The 24,081-nt window shown below is 64.7% G+C and carries 21 protein-coding genes; 11 read left to right on the plus strand and 10 right to left on the minus strand.

Translation table 11 applies throughout. From position 1 onward, the window contains the following. Positions 1 to 21: 21 nt before the first annotated feature. Positions 22 to 282, plus strand: a complete 261-nt coding sequence (locus ABID59_RS10270) for a hypothetical protein (protein WP_354083308.1) — start codon at positions 22 to 24, stop codon at positions 280 to 282. Between the two features lie 89 nt (positions 283 to 371). Here the strand turns inward: ABID59_RS10270 and ABID59_RS10275 are convergent, their stop codons facing one another. From ABID59_RS10275 to ABID59_RS10290, 4 genes are all read right to left on the minus strand, one after another. Next, entirely contained in the window at positions 372 to 2,120 is a 1,749-nt protein-coding gene (locus ABID59_RS10275) for a methanol/ethanol family PQQ-dependent dehydrogenase (protein WP_354083309.1), read from the minus strand. A gap of 116 nt (positions 2,121 to 2,236) precedes the next feature. Beyond that, positions 2,237 to 2,890, minus strand: a complete 654-nt coding sequence (locus ABID59_RS10280) for a QcrA and Rieske domain-containing protein (RefSeq protein ID WP_148756022.1) — start codon at positions 2,888 to 2,890, stop codon at positions 2,237 to 2,239. A gap of 228 nt (positions 2,891 to 3,118) precedes the next feature. Beyond that, positions 3,119 to 3,583, minus strand: a complete 465-nt coding sequence (locus tag ABID59_RS10285) for a group III truncated hemoglobin (RefSeq protein ID WP_354035390.1) — start codon at positions 3,581 to 3,583, stop codon at positions 3,119 to 3,121. 136 nt (positions 3,584 to 3,719) lie between these two features. After that, a complete protein-coding gene (locus ABID59_RS10290; RefSeq protein ID WP_148756020.1) occupies positions 3,720 to 4,571 on the minus strand; it encodes a 3-hydroxybutyryl-CoA dehydrogenase in 852 nt (283 codons plus the stop codon). A gap of 895 nt (positions 4,572 to 5,466) precedes the next feature. Here ABID59_RS10290 and ABID59_RS10295 point away from each other — a divergent pair. Beyond that, complete coding sequence (locus ABID59_RS10295) at positions 5,467 to 6,165, plus strand: ABC transporter permease (protein ID WP_148756019.1); 699 nt, start codon at positions 5,467 to 5,469, stop codon at positions 6,163 to 6,165. On the opposite strand, the gene ABID59_RS10300 is transcribed toward ABID59_RS10295, so the two are convergent. Continuing rightward, complete coding sequence (locus ABID59_RS10300; RefSeq protein ID WP_354083310.1) at positions 6,139 to 6,948, minus strand: ABC transporter substrate-binding protein; 810 nt, start codon at positions 6,946 to 6,948, stop codon at positions 6,139 to 6,141. The genes ABID59_RS10295 and ABID59_RS10300 overlap by 27 nt on opposite strands. Before the next feature lie 240 nt (positions 6,949 to 7,188). On the opposite strand from ABID59_RS10300, the gene ABID59_RS10305 reads away from it, so the two are divergent. After that, positions 7,189 to 7,461: a hypothetical protein gene (locus ABID59_RS10305; protein ID WP_354035386.1), complete on the plus strand. Its 273-nt coding sequence runs from the start codon at positions 7,189 to 7,191 to the stop codon at positions 7,459 to 7,461. A gap of 163 nt (positions 7,462 to 7,624) precedes the next feature. Then, complete coding sequence (locus ABID59_RS10310; RefSeq protein ID WP_354083311.1) at positions 7,625 to 8,479, plus strand: hypothetical protein; 855 nt, start codon at positions 7,625 to 7,627, stop codon at positions 8,477 to 8,479. Positions 8,480 to 8,494: 15 nt separating this feature from the next. Here ABID59_RS10310 and ABID59_RS10315 read toward each other — a convergent pair whose 3' ends face one another. After that, positions 8,495 to 9,811, minus strand: a complete 1,317-nt coding sequence (locus tag ABID59_RS10315; protein WP_354083312.1) for an alpha/beta hydrolase — start codon at positions 9,809 to 9,811, stop codon at positions 8,495 to 8,497. Between the two features lie 265 nt (positions 9,812 to 10,076). Between ABID59_RS10315 and blaBJP the strand changes: the two genes are divergently transcribed. Beyond that, a complete protein-coding gene (gene blaBJP, locus ABID59_RS10320) occupies positions 10,077 to 10,967 on the plus strand; it encodes a BJP family subclass B3 metallo-beta-lactamase (protein WP_354083313.1) in 891 nt (296 codons plus the stop codon). 9 nt (positions 10,968 to 10,976) lie between these two features. Here the strand turns inward: blaBJP and hutU are convergent, their stop codons facing one another. From hutU to hutI, 3 genes are read right to left on the minus strand one after another with little or no spacing between them, the layout of a single operon-like run. Beyond that, on the minus strand, positions 10,977 to 12,647 hold the full coding sequence (hutU, locus tag ABID59_RS10325) for a urocanate hydratase (protein ID WP_354083314.1): 1,671 nt from the start codon (positions 12,645 to 12,647) through the stop codon (positions 10,977 to 10,979). Positions 12,648 to 12,672: 25 nt separating this feature from the next. Next, complete coding sequence (gene hutH, locus ABID59_RS10330) at positions 12,673 to 14,232, minus strand: histidine ammonia-lyase (protein WP_354035376.1); 1,560 nt, start codon at positions 14,230 to 14,232, stop codon at positions 12,673 to 12,675. After that, complete coding sequence (gene hutI / locus ABID59_RS10335) at positions 14,229 to 15,443, minus strand: imidazolonepropionase (protein WP_354083315.1); 1,215 nt, start codon at positions 15,441 to 15,443, stop codon at positions 14,229 to 14,231. The genes hutH and hutI overlap by 4 nt, the downstream gene beginning before the upstream one ends. A 98-nt stretch (positions 15,444 to 15,541) precedes the next feature. Between hutI and ABID59_RS10340 the strand changes: the two genes are divergently transcribed. From ABID59_RS10340 to ABID59_RS10365, 6 genes are all read left to right on the plus strand, one after another. After that, entirely contained in the window at positions 15,542 to 16,900 is a 1,359-nt protein-coding gene (locus ABID59_RS10340) for a formimidoylglutamate deiminase (RefSeq protein ID WP_354083316.1), read from the plus strand. Further along, positions 16,897 to 17,625, plus strand: a complete 729-nt coding sequence (hutC, locus tag ABID59_RS10345; protein WP_148756009.1) for a histidine utilization transcriptional repressor HutC — start codon at positions 16,897 to 16,899, stop codon at positions 17,623 to 17,625. The genes ABID59_RS10340 and hutC overlap by 4 nt, the downstream gene beginning before the upstream one ends. Before the next feature lie 106 nt (positions 17,626 to 17,731). Continuing rightward, entirely contained in the window at positions 17,732 to 18,676 is a 945-nt protein-coding gene (locus ABID59_RS10350; RefSeq protein WP_354083317.1) for an ABC transporter substrate-binding protein, read from the plus strand. Between the two features lie 70 nt (positions 18,677 to 18,746). Beyond that, positions 18,747 to 19,520 carry an ABC transporter permease gene (locus ABID59_RS10355; RefSeq protein WP_354035492.1) on the plus strand — a complete coding sequence of 258 codons (774 nt, stop codon included), beginning with the start codon at positions 18,747 to 18,749 and terminating at the stop codon, positions 19,518 to 19,520. Beyond that, positions 19,517 to 20,302 carry an ABC transporter ATP-binding protein gene (locus tag ABID59_RS10360; RefSeq protein ID WP_354083318.1) on the plus strand — a complete coding sequence of 262 codons (786 nt, stop codon included), beginning with the start codon at positions 19,517 to 19,519 and terminating at the stop codon, positions 20,300 to 20,302. The genes ABID59_RS10355 and ABID59_RS10360 overlap by 4 nt, the downstream gene beginning before the upstream one ends. Then, a complete protein-coding gene (locus tag ABID59_RS10365; RefSeq protein ID WP_354035370.1) occupies positions 20,295 to 21,527 on the plus strand; it encodes a Zn-dependent hydrolase in 1,233 nt (410 codons plus the stop codon). The genes ABID59_RS10360 and ABID59_RS10365 overlap by 8 nt, the downstream gene beginning before the upstream one ends. Here ABID59_RS10365 and bamA read toward each other — a convergent pair. Continuing rightward, positions 21,524 to 24,040 (minus strand): outer membrane protein assembly factor BamA, encoded by a 2,517-nt coding sequence (bamA, locus tag ABID59_RS10370; RefSeq protein ID WP_354083319.1) that lies wholly within the window; start codon positions 24,038 to 24,040, stop codon positions 21,524 to 21,526. The genes ABID59_RS10365 and bamA overlap by 4 nt on opposite strands. Positions 24,041 to 24,081: the final 41 nt, after the last annotated feature.

The following is a 24,081-nucleotide window of genomic DNA, read 5'->3' on the forward strand; positions in this document are numbered from 1 at the left end:
CGATCTGACTGGAGCAGATCGATGACAGACATTCCAAGGGCGCTCGCAGTCTCGCTGCTGTCGAGCGTCTTTCTTTTGACGAATGCAGCCGCGTTCGCCCAGAGCACCGCCACGCCGCCGAGCACGGCGACGCGCCCCACCGCGCCGGAGCAAAACTCGCTTCCCAACGCCAGCGCGCCGCCCGCCTCGACCACCCAGACCACGGGGCAAAGCAGCGCCGATCCGAAGGTTCAGGAGATGAACCAGAAGGAGAAGGACAAGGTGGATCGCCAGGGGAAGTAGCGACGTTCACACACGCAAAATGCGGCGGACGTTGCCGTCCGCCGCATTTGCCCCCACTCGCTCCGCCGTCTTCGATCCGCCTGCGGAGCTTATTTCTTCAGTGCGAACACCCAGATCACGCCGCCTTGCGGCACGTTGGACTCGATGCCGATATTGTTGGTCGCGAGCGCGTCCTGGATGCGCTGCGCGTCCACGCCCCAGCCCGACTGGATCGCGATGTATTGCGTGCCGTCGATCTCATAGGACATCGGCATGCCCATGATGCCGGAGTTGGTCTTCTGCTCCCACAACTGCTCGCCGGTCTTGGCGTTGAAGGCGCGGAAGTTGCGGTCGTTGGTGCCGCCGGCGAAAACGAGATCGCCCGCGGTTGCCGTGACCGAACCGAACATCTGCGATTTCGGGAAGTTGTGCTGCCACACCTTCTTGCCGGTCGCGGGATCCCAGGCCTGGATCTCGCCGAAATGATCGGCGCCCGGCTTGGTCTTCAGGCCGATATCCTCCGGCTTGGTGCCGAGCCAGAGCTCCCCTGGCTTGAGCGCGATCTTCTCGCCGGTGAAGCCGCCGCAGAAATTCTCGTTGGCGGGAACATAGACGAGGCCGGTCTTCTGGCTGTAGGCCGCCGACGGCCAGTCCTTGCCGCCCCACAGTGACGGACAGAACTCGACGCGCTTGCCGACCACCGGCTTGTGCGCGGGATCGAGGATCGGCTTGCCGTTCTCGTCGATGCCCTTCCAGACGTCGGTCGAGACGAACGGCCAGCCGGCAACGTAGTTGATCTTGGTCGGTGTGCGCTCGAGCACCCAGAAGATTGCGTCGCGGCCCGGATGAATCAGGCTCTTGATGCTGCGGCCGTCACGCTGCAGGTCGACCAGCATCGGCGCATCGACCTCGTCCCAGTCCCAGGAATCGTTCTGGTGGTACTGGTGATAGGTCTTGATCTTGCCGTTGCCGGGATCGAGCGCGAGCACCGACGAGGTGTAGAGATTGTCGCCGGGATGCATCTCGCCGGGCCACGGCGCGGCGTTGCCGACGCCCCAATAGACCGTCTTGGTCTCCTTGTCGTAGGTCCCGGTCATCCAGGCCGAGCCGCCGCCATTCTTCCAGTCGTCGCCCTGCCATGTGTCGTGGCCGGGCTCGCCTTCGCCGGGAATGGTGAAGGTCCGCCACAGCTCCTTGCCGTCCTTGGCGTCGTAGGCGGCGACATAGCCGCGCACGCCGAACTCGCCGCCGGAGCCGCCGACGACGACCTTGCCATCGACGACCAGCGGCATCAGGGTCATGTATTGACCCTTCTTGTAATCCTGCACCTTGGTGTCCCACACCACCTTGCCGGTCTTGGCATCGAGCGCGACGACGTGGTCGTCGGTGGTGGCGAGATAGAGCTTGTCCTCCCACAGGCCAACGCCGCGGCTGGTCGGATGCAGCTGGAACAGATCGTCCGGGAGCTGCCGCTTGTAGCGCCAGTATTCATCGCCGGTTTTCGCGTTCAGCGCGATCACCTGCCCCATCGGCGTTGCCACGAACATCACGCCATTGTTGACGATCGGCGGCGCCTCATGGCCTTCGACCACGCCGGTGGCAAACGTCCAGACCGGCGTGAGGTCCTTGACGTTGGACGTATTGATCTGGTCGAGCGGGCTATAGCCCTGCCCGTCATAGGTGCGCCGATAGAGCATCCAGTTGCCTGGCTCCGGATTCTCCAGGCGTTGCTGGGTGACGGGCGAGTAGCTCTCGATCGGTCCGGCGATTGCAGCGGTCGAGACAAGGCACGTGAAGGCGACGAAGCCGGACAGCAGTATTTGCTTCCTGGTGATGGACGTTTTCTTCGACGTTTTCATGGACGTTCCCCTTTGTCATCCGTTTGAATTCTTGTTTTGAATTCTTGTCGTTCGTCCCGACGTCCGCCCCTCGGCGGATGCGGCCTCTTGTGACGCGGGCACGACCCGCACGTCCATCATCCCGGCTGCGCGCCACCTACCTTTCCGATGAATCCACCCGCGACGCTGAGCGAACCGTCAGCGAGCGCAAGCGGCAGCGCGGCGAGCCGCCGCGGCGCCGGCCCGAACACCACCTGCGCGCTGGCGCGGGGATCGTATTCGGAGTTGTGGCACATGCATTTGAACACCTCCTTGTCGCCGACATCGCTCTTGACCCAGGCGGTGACGGGACAGCCGGCGTGGGAGCAGATCGCCGAATAGGCGATGATGCCGTCGACGGCACGCGCGCGCGTTTGCTCGTCGAGCTCGGCAGCATCGAGCCGGATGATCAGGATTTCGTTGAGCCGCGAGGCATTGCGCACCACCGATGTCTTGGGATCCTGCGGCCAGGCATGCACCGGCGGGCCGCCAGCCGTCAGATCAGCCGGTTTGATGAGCTTTCCTTCGTGATCGCCTTCGGAGAACACGAGCATGTCGCCCTTCTGCGGACGTTCGTCGGAGCCGGGCGGATCTTCGCCCGCACGCGCTGGCGCGGAACAGCCGAGACAGGCGGTGGTGGCGAGTGCACCGAGCAGCAATGTTCGCCGCGTTTGCTCCGCGCTCACATCGGCTTCGGGTTCCGCAGTGCTGCCGGGGGATGATAAAGTGATATTGAATGATGCGCGCGACATGCACGGTAGCAGGCGCTGGAACTCTGCCGAAATGAAGGCGAAGAATTGGCGCCGCAATGCATCAATATGGCTTTGCTCGCTTTGATTGAACGCGATTGAACGCATTCAAACGGGTTTTTGCCATTTCAACGTCATGCCGCGCGATCGGCATGATCATTTTGCAGATCAGACTGATCATGTTGGAATTGGTGCAACGCGCTTTTAACAGCGCGACGCAACCAGTCGTGTTCAGGACCTGAGCACGTGACGCGGCGACGCGATGCGGCCGGCGATGGTGGCCGACGCCATTTCAAAACTGTCGGCGATGCGACGCGCCTTGTCGATGAACAGCGCAGCCGCCGGCGGCGGGCAGACTTCGCGCGCGGTTTGTTCGAACAAATCGAGCCAGCGGTCGAAATGATCGCCGACCAGGCTCAGCGGCATATGCGCCCGCATCGGCGAGCCATGGTAGCGGCCGCTCATCAGCACCACCGACGACCAGAACCCCTTGAGCTTCTCGAGATGCTCGTCCCAATTCTGCACGATTGCGAACACCGGTCCGAGCAGCGTGTCCTCGCGGACGCGGCCGTAGAAACGGGTGACGAGTTCCCCGATCATCTCCTCGGTGATCCCGGTGCGCTCGATCGCATTCAGGGTCAGCAGGTTCCGCCGTTCGGCCGCAGCTTCCCGCTCGGCCTTCAGTCGATCCGACATGTCCTTTGTTTTCCGTTTTTTGTTGTTCCCGCGAGCCGCCCGTTCGACATTGTCGGGCCAATTGCACGCGGCGTCTTTGTCGCAGCGCAAATTGCGGGAGTGAGCGACGGGCGCTAAGCCCGCCGCCCGCGCCAAATCAGGCGCCGTAAGTGTAAAAGCCCTGCCCGGTCTTGCGGCCGAGATGGCCGGCATCGACCATTTCCTTGAGTAAGGGGGCCGGACGGTATTTAGGGTCGTTGAAGCCCTTATAAAAGACCTCCATCACTGACAGCATGGTGTCGAGCCCGACCAGATCGGCCAGTGCCAGCGGCCCGATCGGGTGGTTGCAGCCGAGCTTCATGCCGGCGTCGATTTCCTCCGCCGTTGCGATGCCCTCCTGGAGCGCGAAGATTGCCTCGTTGATCATCGGGCACAGGATGCGGTTGACCGCGAAGCCAGGGCTGTTCTTGGCCGTGATCGCCACCTTGCCGACGCGCTGGGCGAAATCAAGCGCCTGAGCGTGGGTGTCGTCCGAGGTCTGCAAGCCGCGGATCAGCTCCAGCAGCGCCATCACCGGAACCGGGTTGAAGAAGTGCATGCCAATGAAGCGGTCGGGGCGATCGGTGGCGGCGGCAAGCTTGGTGATCGAGATCGACGAGGTGTTGGTCGCAAGCAGCGTGCGCGGCGACAGCGCGGCGCAGAGGTCCTTCAGGATCTTGACCTTGAGCTCCTCGTTCTCGGTCGCGGCCTCGATGACGAGATCGCAATCGGAGAGTTTTGCGCGATCGGTCGTGCCGGTGATACGCTTGAGCGTCGCCTCGCGATCGGCCGCCGACATTTTCTCCTTCTTGACCAGGCGCTCGAGGCTGCCGCCGACGGTCGAAATGCCGCGGTTCACTGCCGCATCGGAGATGTCGACCATCACGACCGAAAGCCCGGCCGCGGCGCAGATCTGGGCGATGCCGTTGCCCATGGTGCCTGCTCCGATGATGCCAACGGTATTGATCATAGCCTGACGTCCTTCTCGTTGAGCGAGCCCGCAATCGACTACGGCGTGCCCGGTTTGACCCGAATTTCGATCCGCGGCCGCCAAAGTGCTGCGCCGCATCCAGGCTCTTCCTTAAAGCATCCGTGGCGAGAATAAAGTCGCCTTTCCGCTCGCGAAGGGCATGATTTCGCGGTCTCGCGACCGTTTTGGCCCGAGTTTTGCGGCTCGTTTTCGCCCCCGGGATTGCCGAGGGCGCAGGGAAGGCCGGGCGCCGGCTGGCACCCGCGGTCCGCTGTGCGCGGGTAGCGCAGTGGAGAACTGCACAGCGGCGTACAGGGCAGCCGAGACATCCCGACCTTCCCTGCGCGAGTGGTTTGACGGCTTATGCCGTGCCCTCCCCGGAGCCGAATTCCTTTGGCCTCCGTCGCCTTGCGAAAAGATGGCGACGAGGAGCCGGTTGGCCCGCTGCCGCCTTCCGCAAGGCTTGACTGTAGCGACGACAGTCAGGACCACACGGTTTTGCCGTACGCAGCACGCGCCGTTCGTCACACGCGGCCGGAGCTCACGAGGTTCGGCTCAATCCTCCGCTCGCCCTGCTCCCGACCCCTGCGTGCCGACGCGCGCCCGCGTCCACCGCAACTCACCCACGTACCGGACGACTCGCGATCCGTCCCTCGTGCCGGGTAAGCTGGAACGATACATACGCCAATTCCGAATTTCGGTAAAGCGGTATATTTTCGTGATACTGGCTTGACAATCGGGAGCTCGCTGTTGGCAGAGTGTTTTGCCCGTCGGAGGAGACCTTGTATTCTCTAACCTGTCGGCACGAACGGCAGGGACCAAGTGTGAAGCAACTTCGCAGCCACGACATCGACCATTCCAGGACATTCGGCCCTGCACCGGGGCGTCAGGCCGGATGAACGACTTCGCACGATCCGTCGTTGCTGCCTTCACGCTGATTGGCGAAGCCGATCCCGAGCTGGTCGGCATTGTCGCCCTCTCGGTGCGCGTCAGCCTGACGGCCAGCATCGTCGCACTGCTGATCGGCGCGCCGTTCGGGGCCTTTCTTGCGATCACCCGCTTCCGCGGGCGGCAGGTCGTCATCGTGCTGACCAATGCGCTGCTTGGCCTGCCGCCGGTCGTGGTCGGACTGGCGCTCTATCTTCTGCTGTCGCGATCCGGTCCGCTCGGCGCCGCCGGCCTGCTGTTCACGCCGGCGGCCATGGTGATCGCACAGACGCTGCTGGCGACCCCGATCGTGGTCGCGCTGGTGCACCGGCCGGCGAGCCTGCTGTGGGCGGAATATGGCGACCTTGCGCGGATCGACGGACTATCGACGCTGCGCAGCATCGGCCTGCTGTTCGCACTCGGCCGGACCTCGCTGCTGACAGCCTTTCTCGCGGCGTTCGGACGCGCCATCGCCGAAGTGGGCGCCATCATCATTGTTGGCGGCAACATTCGTGGCTTTACCCGCACGATGACCACCGCGATCGCGCTGGAGACCAGCAAGGGCGACCTGCCGCTGGCACTCGGGCTCGGGCTGATCCTGCTCGCGCTCAGCGTGGCGGTCTCGACACTCGCCTTTCTGCTAGTGGGACGCATTGGGGAAAAATAGCTGCTCGCCGCCGACCTTGTAGCCGGCGATCGCGTCCTGCCCCTTGGGCGAGATTAGCCAGTCGATGAAGGCTTGCCCGTCCATCGCCTTCACGTTCGGATGCTTTTCCGGATTGACCAGCATGACGCCGTACTGATTGAACAGCCGCTTGTCGCCCTCGGTCAGGATCGCAAGCTCGCCGCGGTTCTTGAACGACAGCCAGGTGCCGCGGTCCGACAGAAGGTAGGCGCTCGACGACGACGCCATGTTGAGTGCCGGGCCCATGCCCTGGCCGATCTCGCGGTACCAGCTGCCCTTGCCGATCGCGACATCGACGCCGGCCTCCTTCCACAATCTCAGCTCGGCCGCATGCGTGCCGGACTTGTCGCCGCGCGAAATGAACGGCGCTTTTGACGCCGCGATTTTACGCAGGGCATCAGCGACGTCCTTGCCACCAGCAATTTTTGCGGGATCGCTCCTTGGGCCGACGATGATGAAATCGTTGTACATGACGTCAAAACGCTTCACGCCCTGCCCCTCGGACATGAACTTGTCTTCGGCCGGCCTGTCATGGACGAACACCACATCGGCATCGCCGCGCCGGCCGATGTCCAGCGCCTGGCCGGTGCCGACGGCCACGACCTTGACCTCGATGCCTTCGGCCGTCGAGAACAGCGGCAGCAAATAGCCGAACAGCCCCGACTGCTCCGTCGATGTCGTCGAGGCCACGGTAATGCTGCGGTCTTGCGCCAGTGCACATGTCGACCAGACCAGAACCGCTGCGATGGCGGCAAGCTTTTTCATTGCGTCGTCCTTACGTCCATGGACTTTCAAATTAGTCGGGAAGGATGACGTAGGAAAGCTCGACGTTCGGCGTCGTCGGCAGATCGAGCAGATCGCGCGCCGGACCGGTTCGCGAAGGGAACGCCTTCACGCCTGCCTCACGGCCGTTGAACCTCGCGTGAGCTGCCGCACGATGATGTGGTAGCGCGGAATATCGTCCGTTTCGCCCGATCCATTCGATAGAACGGTTTGGAGCGTCCCATGACAAAGACAAGCATCGTCGCCGCCTTGCGGATCATTTTGTCGCTTGCGATCGCCGGCCCGGCGCGGGCCTGGCCGGAACAGTCATCAAGCATCGACTGCGCGTGGCGCGGCGAACAGGCGGAATGCGAAGCGCTCACCATGGCGCTCGTCCGCAAGCACGCCCTCGCACATCCACACATCCGCAAGACCGAGCGCGCGGCCATCCCGCTTGCGCCAACGCACCAGCCCGATCGCAACCAAGATCCACTCGCATCGATGCATTTCGAATGAACGCCGCGGCGCGCGAGACTGTGCAGATGTTCTGCAATTGGTCCCGCCTAGATTGACAGGGGTGTGACGGCCGGGGCAGTTTTTCACATTGCTGGCGAATCAGCGATTGCCTACGGCCTGAGTATCTCTTGGACAACTCCCAGTGCTTTCGAGACTGATATCGTTGCTGAGCCGCATTCCTGCGGTGAAATGGGCGTTCAACCGGCTACGGCCTCTGCCGCACAGCGGCGGTCTCGAGGTGGCGCGTAGCGCTGCGGATGAAGAGTCGGTCATCGAGGAAGAAGCTTCGATCTCTTCGGTTGGTGTTGCGAGCGGGACGGTTGACGCGCCCGAAGTCATCAGCAGTTATCCGCCTGCGGAACACTCGACGGATGTTGAACCCGACGTCGTCGAAGAGGTCCCGGTCGCGACTGTCGAAGTCGAAGCCGTCGAGGCGCCTGAGCCCCTTATCATCAGCGAGGCATCTGCGGAACTTCCGGCCAATGTCGAGCCGGGCCTTGAGGAGCTGGTCTTCATCGCGCCTGTCGCGACGGAGACGGTTTCGGTCGAGCCCTCCGAGCTCGTCACGGAAGACGAACCCGCATCCGTCGCTTCCGTGGAGCCCGAACCGGTTGCCGTCGATGAGACGCCCGTCGCGGCCGTTGTCGCAGAGGAGACGATCGCCGACGCGCCGAAGGCGCGTGCAAAGGTCGTGGAGCCCACCGATCGCGCCGCGCTGATCCGGCAACGCTGGGCCGAGACCGGGATCAGAATGTGGAATCCGCGGCTTCACGGCGCCGGCGATGCGACGCTGAACATCCAGGGGCGCATCGGACTGCTGCCGCCCGAGCCCGGCGAGACGATGCCGCGCTACGACAAGCTCGAATTCAGGATGCTCGGCGGCCAGATCGTCTGCGAAGGCGTGATCGTCGAGGCACCCGTGCATGCGGGCCAGCGCAGCTTCACCCGGCTCGCCGAGCCGCGTGGCGCCGATCGCACCCGCGAGGCGGTGCGGGAACGTCAGGCCGCCCTCGCCTGATCCTTCTGCGATGACTCAAGGGATCGGATAGCCCTTCCAGACCCACTCCAGCGCCGAAGGCAGCGTTTGCGCGATCGTCGGACGATCGACGTGCTTGGCATTGCGCACGAACAGGAACTGGTAGTGGTAACCCTTCGCCGCCAGCACCTTCGCCATCACGGCGTTCGACAAGGTCCAGTCGTGCATGCCGTCGGGAATGGTTGGGTTGGGATAGAACAGGTCCTGGTCGCCGCCGAAATACCAGAAGCGGATCGGCTTGGTCGGCGCGGCGACGATCAGCGGCACGCCAGGCGGTTCGGCCGGCGTCAGCACGCCCGCCTTCGAGATCAGGTTCGGGCCCGCCGGTCCCGCCCACGCGCTGTGATATTCCCAGGCGCCGCCACGCAGTGACGGATCATGCGGCCATTGCTGGTTGACCATGGTCGGCGAGAACGCCAGCACGCGATGATAGAGATCGGGATAGAACCAGGCCATGGTGAAGGCTGCCACGCCGCTCGAGCTCAGCCCCATGGTGGCGCGTCCTTCGGGGTTCCTGGTGAGCTTGACGCCGGCGTTCTGCTCGACGAGCGGCAGCACCTCGCGCTCGACGAACTGCGCGTAGGCCCCCGACACCGCGTCATATTCACGGCCGCGCTGACTGCCCTGCGCATCCTGCCCGCCATTGCCGATCTGGATCGCGATCATCGGCGGCACGCGGCGCTGCGCGATCAGATTGTCGAGTGTGGCCGGGAGATCCTTGTAGGCGGCAGAGCCGCCGTCGCCGATCACAATGAAGGGCGCCTCGGTACCGGGTACGTATTGCGCCGGCACATAGACGTCGATCGTGCGCGACCAGATGCCGGGATGGCTGGTGGTGACGATCATGTTCGACTTGTCGTCCGGCGCGGTCACGGTCGTCATGATCGAGGAATTGGTGCAGCCGGCGACGTCGTCGCGGATCAGGCCGGGATTGTAGATCGTGCTGTCCTTCGACGAGAGCGTGAAGGATTTTGTCGTGCCGCGCGGCACGCCCTCCTTCGCGATGGTCTCGGGCGCGGGATTGTGGGTGGGGCCAATGATGAAATTGCCTTCCGCACCCGGTGGCGGCAGCGTGCCGTCGGGCAGCTCGGTCGCACGCGGATAGTTGGGATTGGAGGGATCGCGCGTCGGCGGCGTGGTCTTGAAATCGAGGCCGGTGGTGTCGATGAAGAACGGCGCCGCCTTGTCGGTGGTGTTGGCGCCCGGCGGCACGGCCATGTTCTGGGTCACGCAGGCCGGCTGCGCGAAGGCTGTCGAAGCCAAGCAGACGAGGGACATCAGCGCCCCCGTCAGGACGGACAATGATTTGGTCATTTCAGCTCCCGGTGCTGACGAGTCCTTGCTGGCTCGTCTTGAGGCAAAGTATGGTGGCCGGCCCGCACGCGGTCAAACGCGATCGGCGCAGTGCAGCAATCGCCGCCATGCTCAAACCGGACAGCGACCGTTATTCCGCGCATGACGCAGAATTTTTCGAGCATCAGGCCGTTGCTGCCCCACCGCGCAGCATTTAGCGTGCGCCTGGTCGATCCGCGGGCGTCACCTGCGGTCGCAACGACAACAACAACCGGGAGGACAATCCATGAGAAAGCTCGCGGCCGCGCTGTGCGCGCTGGCATTCTTCGCACCTGCCGCGCAGGCCCAGACCATCAAGGACTTCCTGGCGGCGGTCATGGTGAAGTGGACAGCGCCGTTCGAGCCATTCCAGCTCATCGACAACATCTATTATGTCGGCACCGACGGCATCGCCGTCTATGTCATCAAGACGTCGCAGGGCCTGATTCTGATTGACACCGCGATGCCGCAGTCGACCGGCATGATCAAGGACCACATCGCCAAGCTCGGCTTCAAGGTCGCCGACATCAAATACATCCTCAACAGCCACGCCCATCTCGATCACACCGGCGGCTTTGCCGAGATCAAGAAGGACAGCGGCGCGCAGCTTGTCGCGGGCGAACGCGACAAGCCGCTGCTCGAAGGCGGCTACTATCCGGGCGACGAGAAGAACGCGGACCTCGGATTTGCCCCGGTGAAGGTCGATCGCACGGTGAAGGAAGGCGACAAGGTGACGCTCGGCGACACCACGCTGACGGCGCATGAGACACCCGGCCATTCGCCGGGCTGCACCAGCTGGGAGATGACGGTGAAGGACGGCGACCAGGACCGCCAGGTGCTGTTCTTCTGCAGCGGCACCGTGGCGCTGAACCGGCTGGTCGGCCAGCCGACCTATCCCGGCATCGTCGACGACTACCGCGCGACCTTTGCCAAGGCCAAGGCGATGAAGGTCGACGTGCTGCTCGGGCCCCATCCCGAGGTCTACGGCATGCAGGACAAGCGCGCGCAGCAGATCAAGAGCGCCACGCCAAATCCGTTCGTGAAGCCCGGCGAGCTCGCGACCTACGCCACAGGCCTGTCGGAGGATTTCGACAAGCAGCTCGCCAAGCAGACGGCCGCGCTTCAAACGGCGAAGTGAAGGCCGCCGCTACTTCGTCAGGCTCGGCAGCTCTAGCCCCTTGTCACGGGCGCAGTCGATCGCGATGTCGTACCCCGCATCCGCATGGCGCATGACGCCGCTGGCCGGATCGTTCCAGAGCACGCGCTCGATGCGCTTGGCGGCCTCCGGCGTGCCGTCGGCGACGATCACCATGCCGGCATGCTGCGAATAGCCGATGCCGACGCCGCCGCCGTGATGCAGCGAGACCCAGGTCGCACCGCTGGCGCAATTCAATAATGCGTTGAGCAAGGGCCAGTCGGACACGGCATCCGACCCGTCCTTCATGGCCTCGGTCTCGCGGTTCGGGCTTGCCACCGAGCCGCTGTCGAGATGATCGCGGCCGATCACGATCGGCGCCTTCAACTCGCCGCGCGCGACCATCTCGTTGAAGGCAAGGCCGAGGCGATGACGATCGCCGAGGCCAACCCAGCAGATCCGCGCCGGCAGGCCCTGGAACTTGATGCGCTCCTTCGCCATGTCGAGCCAATTGTGCAGATGCTTGTCGTCAGGCATCAGCTCCTTGACCTTGGCATCGGTCCTGAAGATGTCCTCGGGATCGCCCGAGAGCGCGGCCCAGCGGAACGGCCCTACGCCGCGGCAGAACAGGGGACGGATATAGGCGGGCACGAAACCTGGGAAGTCGAATGCGTTCTTCAGGCCCATGTCCTGCGCCATCTGGCGGATGTTGTTGCCATAGTCGAGCGTCGGGATTCCCAGTGCGTGGAAATCCAGCATGGCCTGAACATGCTCGACCATCGATGCCTTCGACGCACGCTCCACCGACTTCGGATCAGACGCCCGCTTGGCTTCCCAATCGGCCAGCGACCAGCCCTTCGGCAAGTAGCCGTTGATCGGATCATGCGCGCTGGTCTGGTCGGTGACGATGTCGGGCTTGACGCCGCGGCGCACCAGTTCGGGAAAAATCTCCGCGGCATTGCCGAGCAGGCCGACCGAGACCGCCTTCTTCGTCTTCGCGGCCTCCGCCATGATCGCCAGCGCTTCGTCGAGCGTTGCGGCCTGACGATCGAGATAGCCGGTACGCAGGCGCATCTCGATGCGGCTCGGCTGGCATTCGACCGCCAGCATCGAAGCGCCGGCCATGGTCGCCGCCAGCGGCTGCGCGCCGCCCATGCCGCCGAGACCGGCGGTGAGAATCCATTTGCCGGCAAGCCTGCCGCCATAATGACGACGGCCGATCTCTACAAAGGTCTCGTAGGTGCCCTGCACGATGCCCTGGCTGCCGATATAGATCCAGGAGCCGGCCGTCATCTGGCCGTACATCATCAGGCCCAGGCGATCGAGCTCGTTGAAATGATCGAGCGTCGCCCAATGCGGCACGATGTTGGAGTTCGCGATCAGCACACGCGGGGCATCGGCATGGGTGCGGAACACGCCAACCGGCTTGCCGGACTGAACCAGCAGCGTCTGGTCGGCTTCCAGCGTGCGCAACGAAGCAACGATCCGGTCAAAGCTCTCCCAGTCGCGCGCGGCGCGGCCGATGCCGCCATAGACGACGAGCTCGCTCGGGCGCTCGGCGACATCAGGATCGAGATTGTTCATCAGCATGCGCAGCGGTGCTTCCGTCAGCCAGCTCTTGGCGCTGATGTCGCTGCCGCGAGGGGCGCGGATGGTGCGGTCATTGTCCAGTCGGCGGTTCATGAAGACCTCTTCAGACGAGTCTTGTTCAGTCAAGTTTTGGGAACGGATCGATTGGAAGCGCCGTGAGCGCCGCGGCCGGCAGCGCGGCGGTTTCAATCAGCGCGGCGGCCTTGGCGAGATCGCCGGCCATGTAGCGGTCGGCGCCGAGCGCGGGCACTTGCTCACGCAGCGCCGCGATGACAGCGACGAGCGGCGCGCTGGTCGCATGCGGCGCGCGCAGCGTGATGCCTTGCGCTGCGACCAGTAGCTCGATGCCTAAAATCGCGGCGAGATTGTCGGCCATGTCGGAGAGCCGCCGCGCGGCATGGGCGGCCATGGAGACGTGGTCTTCCTGGTTGGCGCTGGTCGGCGTCGAGTCGATCGAGCAGGCCGCCGCACGCTGCTTGTTCTCGGCGTAGAGTGCGGCGGCCGTCACCTCGGCGATCATGAAGCCGGAATTGATTCCGGGATCGGGGGTGAGGAACGGCGGCAGGCCAAAATTGAGCGCGGGGTCAACCAGCGTCGCGATGCGCCGCTCGCTGATCGCGCCGATTTCCGACAGCGCCAGCGCGATCGTATCGGCGGCAAAGGCCACCGGCTCCGCGTGGAAATTGCCGCCGGAGACGATCTCGCCGGTCTCGACCAGCACCAGCGGATTGTCGGTGACAGCGTTGGCCTCGGTGATCAGCGTGCGCGCGGCCTGCGTGATCAGGTCGAGCGCGGCGCCCGCGACCTGCGGCTGGCAGCGCAGGCAGTAGGGATCCTGCACGCGCTCGTCGCCCTCGAGATGGGACAGGCGGATATCGCTGCCGTCGAGCAGCGCAGTCAGGGTCGCAGCCGCGGCGATCTGCCCGGGATGACCGCGGAGCGCCTGGATCTCGGGACGGAACGGCGCCGTCGAGGCCATCGCCGCATCGACCGACAGCGCGCCGGTGACAAGGGCGGCGCGCAGCAGGCCAAATGCGCGCAGCACGCCGGCAATGGCATAGGCAGTCGAGAACTGCGTGCCGTTAATCAGCGCGAGACCCTCCTTGGGGCCGAGCGTCAACGGCGCAAGGCCGGCCGCGGCGAGCGCCTCACTGCCCGGCACCGCCTTGCCGTCGACGATCGCCTGCCCGTCGCCGATCATCACCGCCGTCATGTGGGCAAGCGGCGCGAGATCGCCGGAGGCGCCGACCGAGCCCTGCTGTGGCACCAGCGGATACACGCCCCGCGCCAGCATGGCCTGGAGCTGCTCGATGACCTCGCGGCGTACGCCGGAGGCACCGCGCCCGAGCGAGACGATTTTCAGCGCTATCATCAACCGCACGATCGGCTCCGGCGTCGCCGGGCCGACACCGCAGCAATGCGAGACGATGAGGTTGCGCTGAAGCAGCGCGGTCTGGTCCGGCGGAATCCGCTTCGACGCCAGCTTCCCGAAGCCGGTGTTGATCCCATAGACGGGAGCAGCGGCCTGCGCGGCCTTCGCAACGATCTCCGCGGCCGCCTCGACGCGCGGCCAGAACGCGGCATCGAGTATCACGGGCGCACCTGCCAGCACGCGCGCGAGGTCGTGGAGGCTCACCGTTCCCGGCTTGACGACGATCGCTGCGCGCGGCTCCATCATTGGCCCCTCCACACCCGGCGGTGCAGCGGATTGAAGCCGATGCGGTAGACGAGCTCGGCGGGACGCTCGATGTCCCAAATCGCGAGGTCGCACCATTTGCCGGCCTCAAGCGTGCCGGTCTCATCGAGCACGCCGAGTGCCCGCGCGCCTTCACGGGTGATACCGGCGAGACATTCGGCCACCGTCATCCGGAACAGCGTCGCACCCATGTTCATGGCGAGCAGCAGCGAGGTCAGCGGCGAGCTGCCGGGATTGCAGTCGGTCGCGAGCGCCATGGGAACGCCATGCTTGCGAAAGGCTTCGACCGGCGGCTTTTGCGTCTCGCGGATGAAGTAGAAGGCGCCGGGCAGCAGCACGGCCACCGTTCCGGCCTTCGCCATCGCCGCAGCGCCGGCCTCGTCGGTATGCTCCAGATGATCGGCCGACAGCGCGGAGAATTTTGCAGCGAGCGCAGCGCCGCCGAGGTTCGAGAGCTGATCGGCATGGAGCTTGACCGGCAGCCCAAGCGCCCTCGCCGCCTCGAACACCCGTGCCGTCTGCTCCGCCGAGAACGCGATGCCTTCCGTGAACGCATCAACGGCATCGGCAAGGCCCGCCTTTGCGATGGTCGGCAGCATCTCGTTGCAGACGAGATCGATATAGCGATCCTTGTCGCCGTCGGCCTCCACCGGCAGCGCGTGCGCGCCGAGGAACGAGGTGCGGATCGCGACCTTGCGCTGGCGGCCGAGACTGCGCGCGGCGGCGAGCTGACGCATCTCGGTTTCGGCGTCGAGGCCATAGCCGGACTTGATCTCGACCGTGGTGGCCCCTTCGGCGATCAGCGCATCGAGCCGTGGCAATGCGCTCGCGGCCAGGTCGGCTTCGCTCGCCTTGCGCGTCGCGGCCACCGTCGCGACGATGCCGCCGCCGGCACGCGCGATCTCCTCGTAGCTCGCGCCCTTCAGGCGCAGCTCGAACTCGTGCGCGCGGTTGCCGCCATAGACGAGATGGGTGTGGCAGTCGACGAGGCCCGGCGTGATCCAGCGCCCTTCGCAATCGATCCGCTGGACGGCGTCCGCATCCGCTGGGAAATCCGCAGCTGCACCGGCATAGACGACGTGGCCGTCGCGTATGGCGATCAGGCCATGCTCGATCTCGCCGAGATCGGGACGGTCGGCCCGCATCGTAGCGAGCCGGGCGTTGTGCCAGATCCGGTCGAAGCGCTCTGCCATGCCACTGTCCCTTCGCGAAGTCCCTGCGCCCTGGGATGCTTGACTTATATGTCTAGACATATAATCGTAAGCCGGTTCTGTCCAGCCGGCGTGTCATCATGTCCCGACTGCATTTCGCCTCCGCGCTCCTGCCCTCGGGCTGGGCCAATGACGTGCAGGTGGTCATCACCGCCGGCGCGATCGCGGAGGTGACGCCGGGCGTCGCGCCGGCCGCGGGCGACGAGCGCCACGCCATCGCGCTTCCGGGACTTGCGAGCCTGCACAGCCACGCTTTCCAGCGAGGCATGGCGGGACTTGCCGAGCTGCGCGGCGATAGCACCGATACATTCTGGACCTGGCGCGAGACGATGTATCGCTTTGCGCTAGCGATGACGCCGGACGATGTTGCCGCTGTCGCGACACTGCTTTATGTCGAGATGCTGGAGCAGGGTTTTACCCGCGTCGGCGAGTTCCATTATTTGCATCACGATCGCGACGGCTCGCCCTACGCCGATCCCGCCGAGATGGCCGCGCGCATTGCAGGGGCTGCTGAAGCCTCAAGCATCGGCCTGACGCTGCTGCCGAGTTTTTATGCGCACGGCTCCTTCGGCGGCGCCGCGCCTCACGATGGTCAACGCCGCTTCATCTGCTCGGTCGATCGGTTCGCCACACTGATGGCTGCCTCGCGCAAGGCCATTGCGGCATTGCCGGGCGCCAATATCGGGATCGCGCCGCACAGTCTGCGCGCGGTGACGCCGGACGAGCTCGCGGCGATCATTCCACTCGCCGAAGGCGGGCCGGTACACATTCATGCCGCTGAGCAGGTGAAGGAAGTCGAGGACTGCTTGGCCTGGTCGGGACGACGCCCGGTGCAATGGCTCCTTGAGCATGCCCCGGTCGATCAACGCTGGTGCCTCATTCATGCGACCCACATGACGGATGTAGAAGTCAGCGCATTCGCGAAGACCGGCGCGGTGGCAGGTCTCTGCCCTGTCACCGAGGCGAGCCTCGGCGACGGCATTTTTCCGGCACGCGAATTTCTTGACGCTGGCGGCGCGTTTGGTGTCGGCACCGATTCCAACGTGCTCGTCGGCGTCGCCGACGAGCTGCGCCAGCTTGAATATGGCCAGCGGCTCAAGCATCGCGCGCGCAACGTGCTGTCCGGCGGCGCTGGCCGTTCGACGGGGCGCTCGCTGTTCGACGATGCCCTTGCGGGCGGGGCCCGGGCGCTGGCGCAGCCGATTGCGGGCCTCGCGCCGGGCGCACATGCCGACATCATCACGCTCGACGTCGCGCATCCGTCGCTGGCGGGACGCGCGCGCGACGCCGTGATCGACGGCTGGATCTTTGCGGCAGGCCACGGCGCGATCGATTGCGTCTGGGCCGGCGGCAACAAGGTCGTTGAAGGCGGGCAGCACCAATTGCGCCGGTCCGCACGCGAACGCTTCAACGCATCGGTGCGGAGGCTCGTCGCATGAGCCTCGCAACTGATGCTGCCGACAAGCCGACGCTCTACAAGCGGATCCGCGCCGATATCGAAAAGCGGATTCTGACCGGCGAATGGCCGCCGGGCCATCGCATTCCCTTCGAGCACGAGCTGGTCGCACGTTACGGCTGCTCGCGCATGACGGTGAACAAGGCGCTGTCGGAGCTGGCCCAGGCCGACCTGATCGAGCGGCGCCGCCGTGCCGGCTCTTTCGTGCGGCGGCCGCAGCACCAGTCGGCGGTGCTCAAGATTGCCGACATCCGCGCCGAGATCACCGCACTCGGGCGCGGTTACGGCTACGAGTTGATCAGCCGCAAGCTGCGCGCCGCGACCGCTGCCGACCGCGAGCGTCTTGGCGTCAAGAAAGCCGGCAAGGTGGTCTCGATCGCCTGCCGTCACAGCGCCGACAATGTGCCCTTTGCGGTCGAGGACCGGCTGATCGATCTCGCCTCTGTGCCGAATGCTGCAACGGCGGATTTCTCGCGCGAGCCGCCGGGCTCGTGGCTGCTTCATCATGTCCCGTGGACAGAGGCCGAGCATACGATCAGCGCCATTGTCGCGGATGATCGCACGGCGGAGGCGCTCGACATCGCCGTCGGCGCGCCCTGTCTCGTGATCGACCGCTATACCTGGCGCAGCGCGCGCACGATCACCGCCGTGCGCCTGCTCTATCCCGGTGACTCTCACCGCCTTGTCGCCCGATTCAAGGGAGGTTGAGAGAACGATGTCGGCACAAATCGTGCAACGCTTCGGGCAACGGTCCCCACAGACCGACAGAGATCAACAGGACGTCAATCCATCGATCGGCAAGAGGACGACAATCATGCGTAGTTCGAAAGTATTTGCGACAATCATTGCGCTTACGGCCGCCACTCCCGTGCTCGCCGACGACGTCAAGGTCGGTGTCGGCATCTCCGGATGGACCGGCTTCGCGCCGCTGACGCTGGCGAAGGAAGCCGGCATCTTCAAGAAGAACGGCCTCGACGTCACCATCAAGAAGATTCCGCAGAAGGACCGCCACCTCGCGATTGCCTCCGGCGACGTGCAGTGCGCGGCGACCACGGTCGAGACCTGGATCTCCTGGAACGCCAACGGCGTCGCGACCAAGCAGATCTTCCAGCTCGACAAAAGCTTTGGCGCCGACGGCATGGCCGTGCGCAACGACGTCACGTCGATCAAGGAGCTGAAGGGCAAGACGGTTGCGGCTTCCGCGCCCGGGACCTCGCCCTATTTCGCGCTGGCCTGGATGCTGAAGAAGAACGGCCTCACGGTGAAGGACGTCACGGTCGTGAACCTCGAGCCGGCCGCGGCCGCGCAGGCCTTCGTCTCCGGCCAGAACGACGCCGCGATGACCTACGAGCCGTATCTGTCGACGGTGCGCGCCGCACCCGACAAGGGCAAGATCATCGCGACCACGCTGGACTACCCGATCGTGATGGACACGTTCGGCTGCACGCCGAAATTCCTCAGCGAGAACCCGAAGGCGGCGCAGGCGCTGGCCGACAGTTATTTCGAATCGCTCGAGATGATCGCCAAGGACCAGGCCAAGGCCTATGAGATCATGGGCGCCGACGTGAAGCAGACCGGCGAGGCGTTCGGCAACTCGGCAAAGTACCTGCGTTGGCAGGACAAGGCCGCGAACCAGAAATTCTTCGCGGGCGATTTCCTCGCCTTCAACAAGGATGCCGCCGAGCTCCTGCTCGAGATCGGCATCATCAAGGCCGCACCGAAGGTCGAAGACCTCTACGACGCGAGCTTCATCAAGTAAGCTTCAACGAGCTGCCGGTCCCGCCGCGAGGCGGGACCGGAGCCTGATCGACCATTCGGATAGATAGTTGATGCGTCCCCTGGATTCCGTGACATCGAAGCAGCGCGTGGCCTACGGCCTCGCGTTCTTCGTGCTGTTCGTCGCCCTCTGGTCCTGGGCGACTTTCGGCGGCCATGTATCGAAGACCTTCCTCGCCAATCCGCTGACCATGGTGCAGGAAGGTTATGACCTCCTGGCCAAGCAAGGCTTCCTGTACGACATCGGCATGACGATCTGGCGCGTCGTCGGCGGCTTTGCGCTGGCCGCGATCATCGCAGTGCCGCTCGGCGTCCTCATGGGCGCCTACAAGCCGATCGAGGCCTTCCTCGAACCGTTCGTCTCCTTTGCGCGCTATCTGCCTGCCTCGGCGTTCATCCCGCTGTTAATCCTGTGGGCCGGGATCGGCGAACTGCAGAAGCTGCTGGTCATCTTCATCGGCTCGGTGTTCCAAATCATCCTGATGATTGCAGTCACCGTCGGCACGACGCGGCGCGATCTGGTGGAAGCCGCCTACACGCTCGGCGCCAGCGACCGCGGCATCATCCGCCGCGTGCTGCTGCCCTCCTCCGCCCCTGAGATTGCGGAAATCCTGCGGCTGGTGCTGGGCTGGGCCTGGACCTACGTCATCGTCGCCGAGCTGATCGGCTCGTCCTCCGGCATTGGCCACATGATCACCGACAGCCAGGCGCTTCTCAATACCGGCCAGATCATCTTCGGCATCATCGTGATCGGGCTGATCGGCCTCCTCTCGGACTTCATGTTCAAGGCGTTCAACGCCTGGCTGTTTCCATGGAGGCTCGCATGACCACGCTGAAGATCGAGCAGGTCTCGCGAATCTTCCCGGCACGCCACGGCAACGCGCCGACCAGAGCGCTGGAGCCGACCGACCTCATCATCGGCAACAACGACTTCGTCACGATCCTCGGTCCCTCGGGCTGCGGCAAGTCCACGCTGCTTCGCATCGTCGCCGGCCTCGACCGTCCGACCAGCGGGCGCGTCACGCTCGACGGGCGCGAGGTCACCGGCCCCGGCGCCGATCGCGGCATGGTGTTCCAGTCCTACACGCTGTTTCCCTGGCTCACCGTGCGCGAGAACATCGCCTTCGGCCTGCGCGAGCGTGGCGTGTCCGAGGCGGAGCGCAACAAGATCGCCGATGCCTTCATCCGCCGGGTCGGACTGTCCGGCTTCGAGAACCACTGGCCGAAGCAGCTCTCGGGCGGCATGCAGCAGCGCACGGCGATTGCACGCGCGCTCGCCAACGATCCAAAGATCCTGCTGCTCGACGAGCCCTTCGGTGCGCTGGACAACCAGACCCGCGCCCTGATGCAGGAAATGCTGCTGGGCATCTGGGAGCGCGACCAGAAGACGGTGCTGTTCGTCACCCACGACATCGAGGAGGCGATCTTCCTCGGCAGCCGCGTCATCGTCATGAGTGCGCGTCCCGGCCGGATCAAGGCCGAGATCAATGTGGACCTGCCGCATCCACGCTCCTACAAGATCAAGACCACGCCGGAATTCGTCCAGCTCAAGGAACGCCTGGTCGAAGAGATCCGCACCGAGGCGCTGAAGGTTGCCGAACATGCCTGACACCAAGCCACGCGCCAATGGCGAGCGCGTCCTCGCCGATCTCAATGCACTGCGTAGCCTGGGCGCCTACAAGACCGGCGTGCACAAGCCGACCTTCTCCGAGCCGCACAAGCAATCGCTGGACTGGCTGGTGCAGAAGCTGCCCGAAGCCGGCCTCACTGGTGCGATCGACGGCATCGGCAATATCCTCGGCACCAGCGCGAAGGCTGGACCGAAGCTGCTGGCGGGCTCGCATCTGGAAAGCCAGAACTATGCCGGCTGGCTCGATGGCCCGCTCGGCGTCGTCTATGCGCTCGAGGCGGCGCGCGTGCTCAACACGGATCCCTCCGTGAAAGGCGCGGTCGAAGTGGCTGCGTGGTGCGACGAGGAAGGTCATTTCGGCAGCTTCCTCGGCTCGCGTTCCTATGTCGGGCAGGTGACCGAGGCGGAGATCGACGCCGCGCGGGACCGCACCAATGGCCGCACCATGCGCGACGCGCTGACCGACATGGGGCTTGCCGGACGCGCGCGCATCGCTGCCGAGCCGGGACGGCACGTCGGTTATCTCGAGGCGCATATCGAGCAGGGCGACACGCTCGAGAGCGGCGGGCTCGCGATCGGCGTCGTGACCTCCATCGTCGGCATCTGGCAGTACCGCATCAATTTCACCGGTGAGCAGAACCACGCAGGCACCACGCGCATGGCCGTGCGCAAGGATGCCGGCCTCGCGCTGGCTAAATTCTGCGTGGCGGTCGACCAGCGTTTCCCGGCTGCGTGCGGACCGCGTACGGTCTGGACTACCGGCCGCATCACGCTCGATCCGGGCGCGCCGAGCATCATTCCCGGCGGTGCCGAAATGCTGTTTCAGATCCGCGATGACAACCCGGCCGTCATCGCGCGGCTCGAAGAGCTGCTGCGAACGCTGGCGGACGAGGCCAATGCCAAAGGCCCCTGTACCGTGACCGTGGAGCGGATCCGCTTGGGCGCACCTGCCATGATGGACTCCCGCTTCCAGGATGCGATCGAGGCGGCGAGCAAGGCCGTGGCGGACGGACGATCGGTGCGCATGCCGAGCGGCGCCGGCCACGACGCGCAGATGCTCGCGGCTATCATGCCCGCAGGCATGCTGTTCGTGCCCTCGATCGGCGGCATCAGCCACCACTGGACCGAGAACACCGCCGATGCCGACATCGTCATGGGCGCGCAGGTGTTTGTTGATGCATGCCGGCGGATTTTGGCCGGCTAGAACGACGTTCCGCCGCCGAACCTGAACTCCTGCACCACGTCGTATTTGCCCTTCGTGAGCGGCACGGCGTAGTCGAAGCGCAGCGGTCCGAACGGCGAAGCCCAGATCAGGCCGACGCCGACTGACGAGCGCACCATGCTGCTGTCGTCATATTGCAGTCCACAGGTCGGGCAGGCCTTGGTATTGACCTCGCCGGTGGCCGTCCACGAGGTCGGTCCCTGATAACCCCAGAGCGAGCCGGCATCGGCATAGACCGCGCCCTTCAGGCCGACCTCCTTGGGCAGGAACCAGAACGGCATCTGCAGCTCCATGGACGCGCCCCAGTACTTCGTGCCGCCCAGCGCATCGCCCGTGGCGCCGTAGCTGGCATAGGTGATGTCGCGCGGACCGATGCCGTTGGAGGCGAAGCCGCGCACGAGGTTCGGGCCCATCTGGAAGTGATCCAGCATGCGCAGATCGTTGTCGCCGATCTTGCTGAGGACGCCACCCTGAAGATGGATCACACTGACGATCTCGGAGACCAGCGGCGTGTAATACTTGGTGTCCAGCGCTGTCTTCAGATAGGTGACGTCGCCACCAACTCCGGCAAAATCCTGCTTGAAGTCAACGAGCAGGCCGTCGGTCGGGTTTTTGGTGTTGTCGAGCGTGTTGTAGGTCAGCGTGTAGCCCAGCGCCGAGGTCCAGGTCGGGCCGCTCGCCAGTTCTTTTCGGACCGGCAGGCTGGTTTCGCCATCGCCATAGCAACCGTAACCGTAGAGGCCCGAGCTCGTGGAATTCGTCGGATCAACCCCGCCCAGGACATTCTGGATGTAGGCCGCCGTCGGGTTGAAGGCCAGCGATGTGTTGGCTGCGTTGTTATTGCAATTGTTGTAGGCGCTGGCGAGCGTGATGCTCTGCTGATAGAGCGAGTAGCGGAGCTGGAGCGACAGGTCCTCGCGCAACGCGAAGCCCAGGCGCGGCGAGAAGCCCAGCGTCGTCACCCCGTAGCTCGTATAGCTGTTCGACAATTGCTGACGCCAGTAGGTGTCGAATCCGAGCGCGATCCGGTAGTCGAGCAAATACGGCTCGACGAACGACAGCGATACCCCGCGGGCATATTGGCCGTAAGTCACCGACGCCTTGCCGAAAAGCCCCTTGCCGAACAGGTTGCGTTCGGAGACCGAGACTTCGGCCAGCGCGCCGTCGGTCGTGGAGTAGCCGCCCGAGACCGAGAAGTCGCCGGTCGACTTCTCCTCCATGTCGACGATCAGGATCACACGGTCGCTGGACGAGCCGGGCTCCGTGGTGATCTTGACGCTCTTGAAATAGTCGAGGTTCTTCAACCGGCGCTCGGCGCGGTCGACCAGGGCGCGGTTGTAGGCGTCGCCCTCGGAGAGGTCGAACTCGCGACGGATCACGTAGTCGCGCGTGCGGGTATTGCCCCGCAGACTGATGCGCTCGATATAGGTGCGCGGCCCTTCGTCGATGTTGAACACCACCGAGACGGTGTGTGATTCGAAATTGCGGTCGCCGCTCGGCCGCACCACGGCGAACGCGTAGCCGCGGCGCGAGGCCTCGATCTGCATCTCCTCGGTAGACTTCTCTACCGATTCGACATTGTAGAGCGAGCCGACATTGACGCGCGAGAAGTTGCGCAGCGTGGTCGCGTCGAAATTGACGATGCTGGAGCGGAAGTCGACCGTGTCGACGCGATATTGCTGGCCTTCCTCGATCTTGAAGCTGACGAGGAAGCCCTTCTTGTCCGGATCATATTCGGTCAGCGCCGCCACGACCTGCGCGTCCGCAAAGCCGTTCTTGAGATAGAAGCGGCGGATCAGGTCGCGGTCGGCCTCGACCCGGTCCGGATCGTAGATGTCTCCGCTGCTGAGGAAGCTCAGCAGATTCGATTCGTGCGTCTTGATCACGTCCCTGAGGCGGTAGGACGAGAAGGCGCTGTTGCCGATGAACTCGATCGATTTGACGCCGGTCTTGGCGCCCTCCTCGACCGTGAAGACGAGATCGACGCGGTTGCTCGGCTGCTCGATGATTTCTGGCGTGACGCGGACGTCGTAGCGGCCCGAACGGCGATAGATCTCGGCGATCCGCAGCGTGTCGGACTGCACCATCGCGCGCGAGAAAGTCCCGCGCGGCTTGGACTGGATTTCGGCCGAGAGCTGCTCGTCCTTGATCTTCTTGTTGCCCTCGAACGCAATGCGGCCGATCACGGCGTTTTCCACCACCGACACCACGATATGGCCGCCGGCCCTGATAACCTTCACATCCTGAAACAGGCCGGTCTCGATCAACGCCTTGAGGCCGTCGTCGAGAGCCACCTGGTCGAACTGCCCGTTGGGGCCGGCCTTGAAGTAGGAGCGAACCGTCTCGGCCTCGACGCGGCGATTGCCTTCGACCACGATCGTATCCGTGGCCTGCGCCGCCGCGGCCGGCTGCGGCAACAGCACCAGCGGAAGTGAGGCTGCAATCGACACGCCACCCACGACCACCGCGACAAGCCAGGCCCGCAAAAACGACATTCCACACCTCAAGAGCACCTGACTGCTCTGAAACGGGAAAG

It is taken from the genome of Bradyrhizobium sp. S3.3.6 (assembly GCF_040546905.1).
In the GTDB taxonomy this organism is placed as follows: domain Bacteria; phylum Pseudomonadota; class Alphaproteobacteria; order Rhizobiales; family Xanthobacteraceae; genus Bradyrhizobium; species Bradyrhizobium cytisi.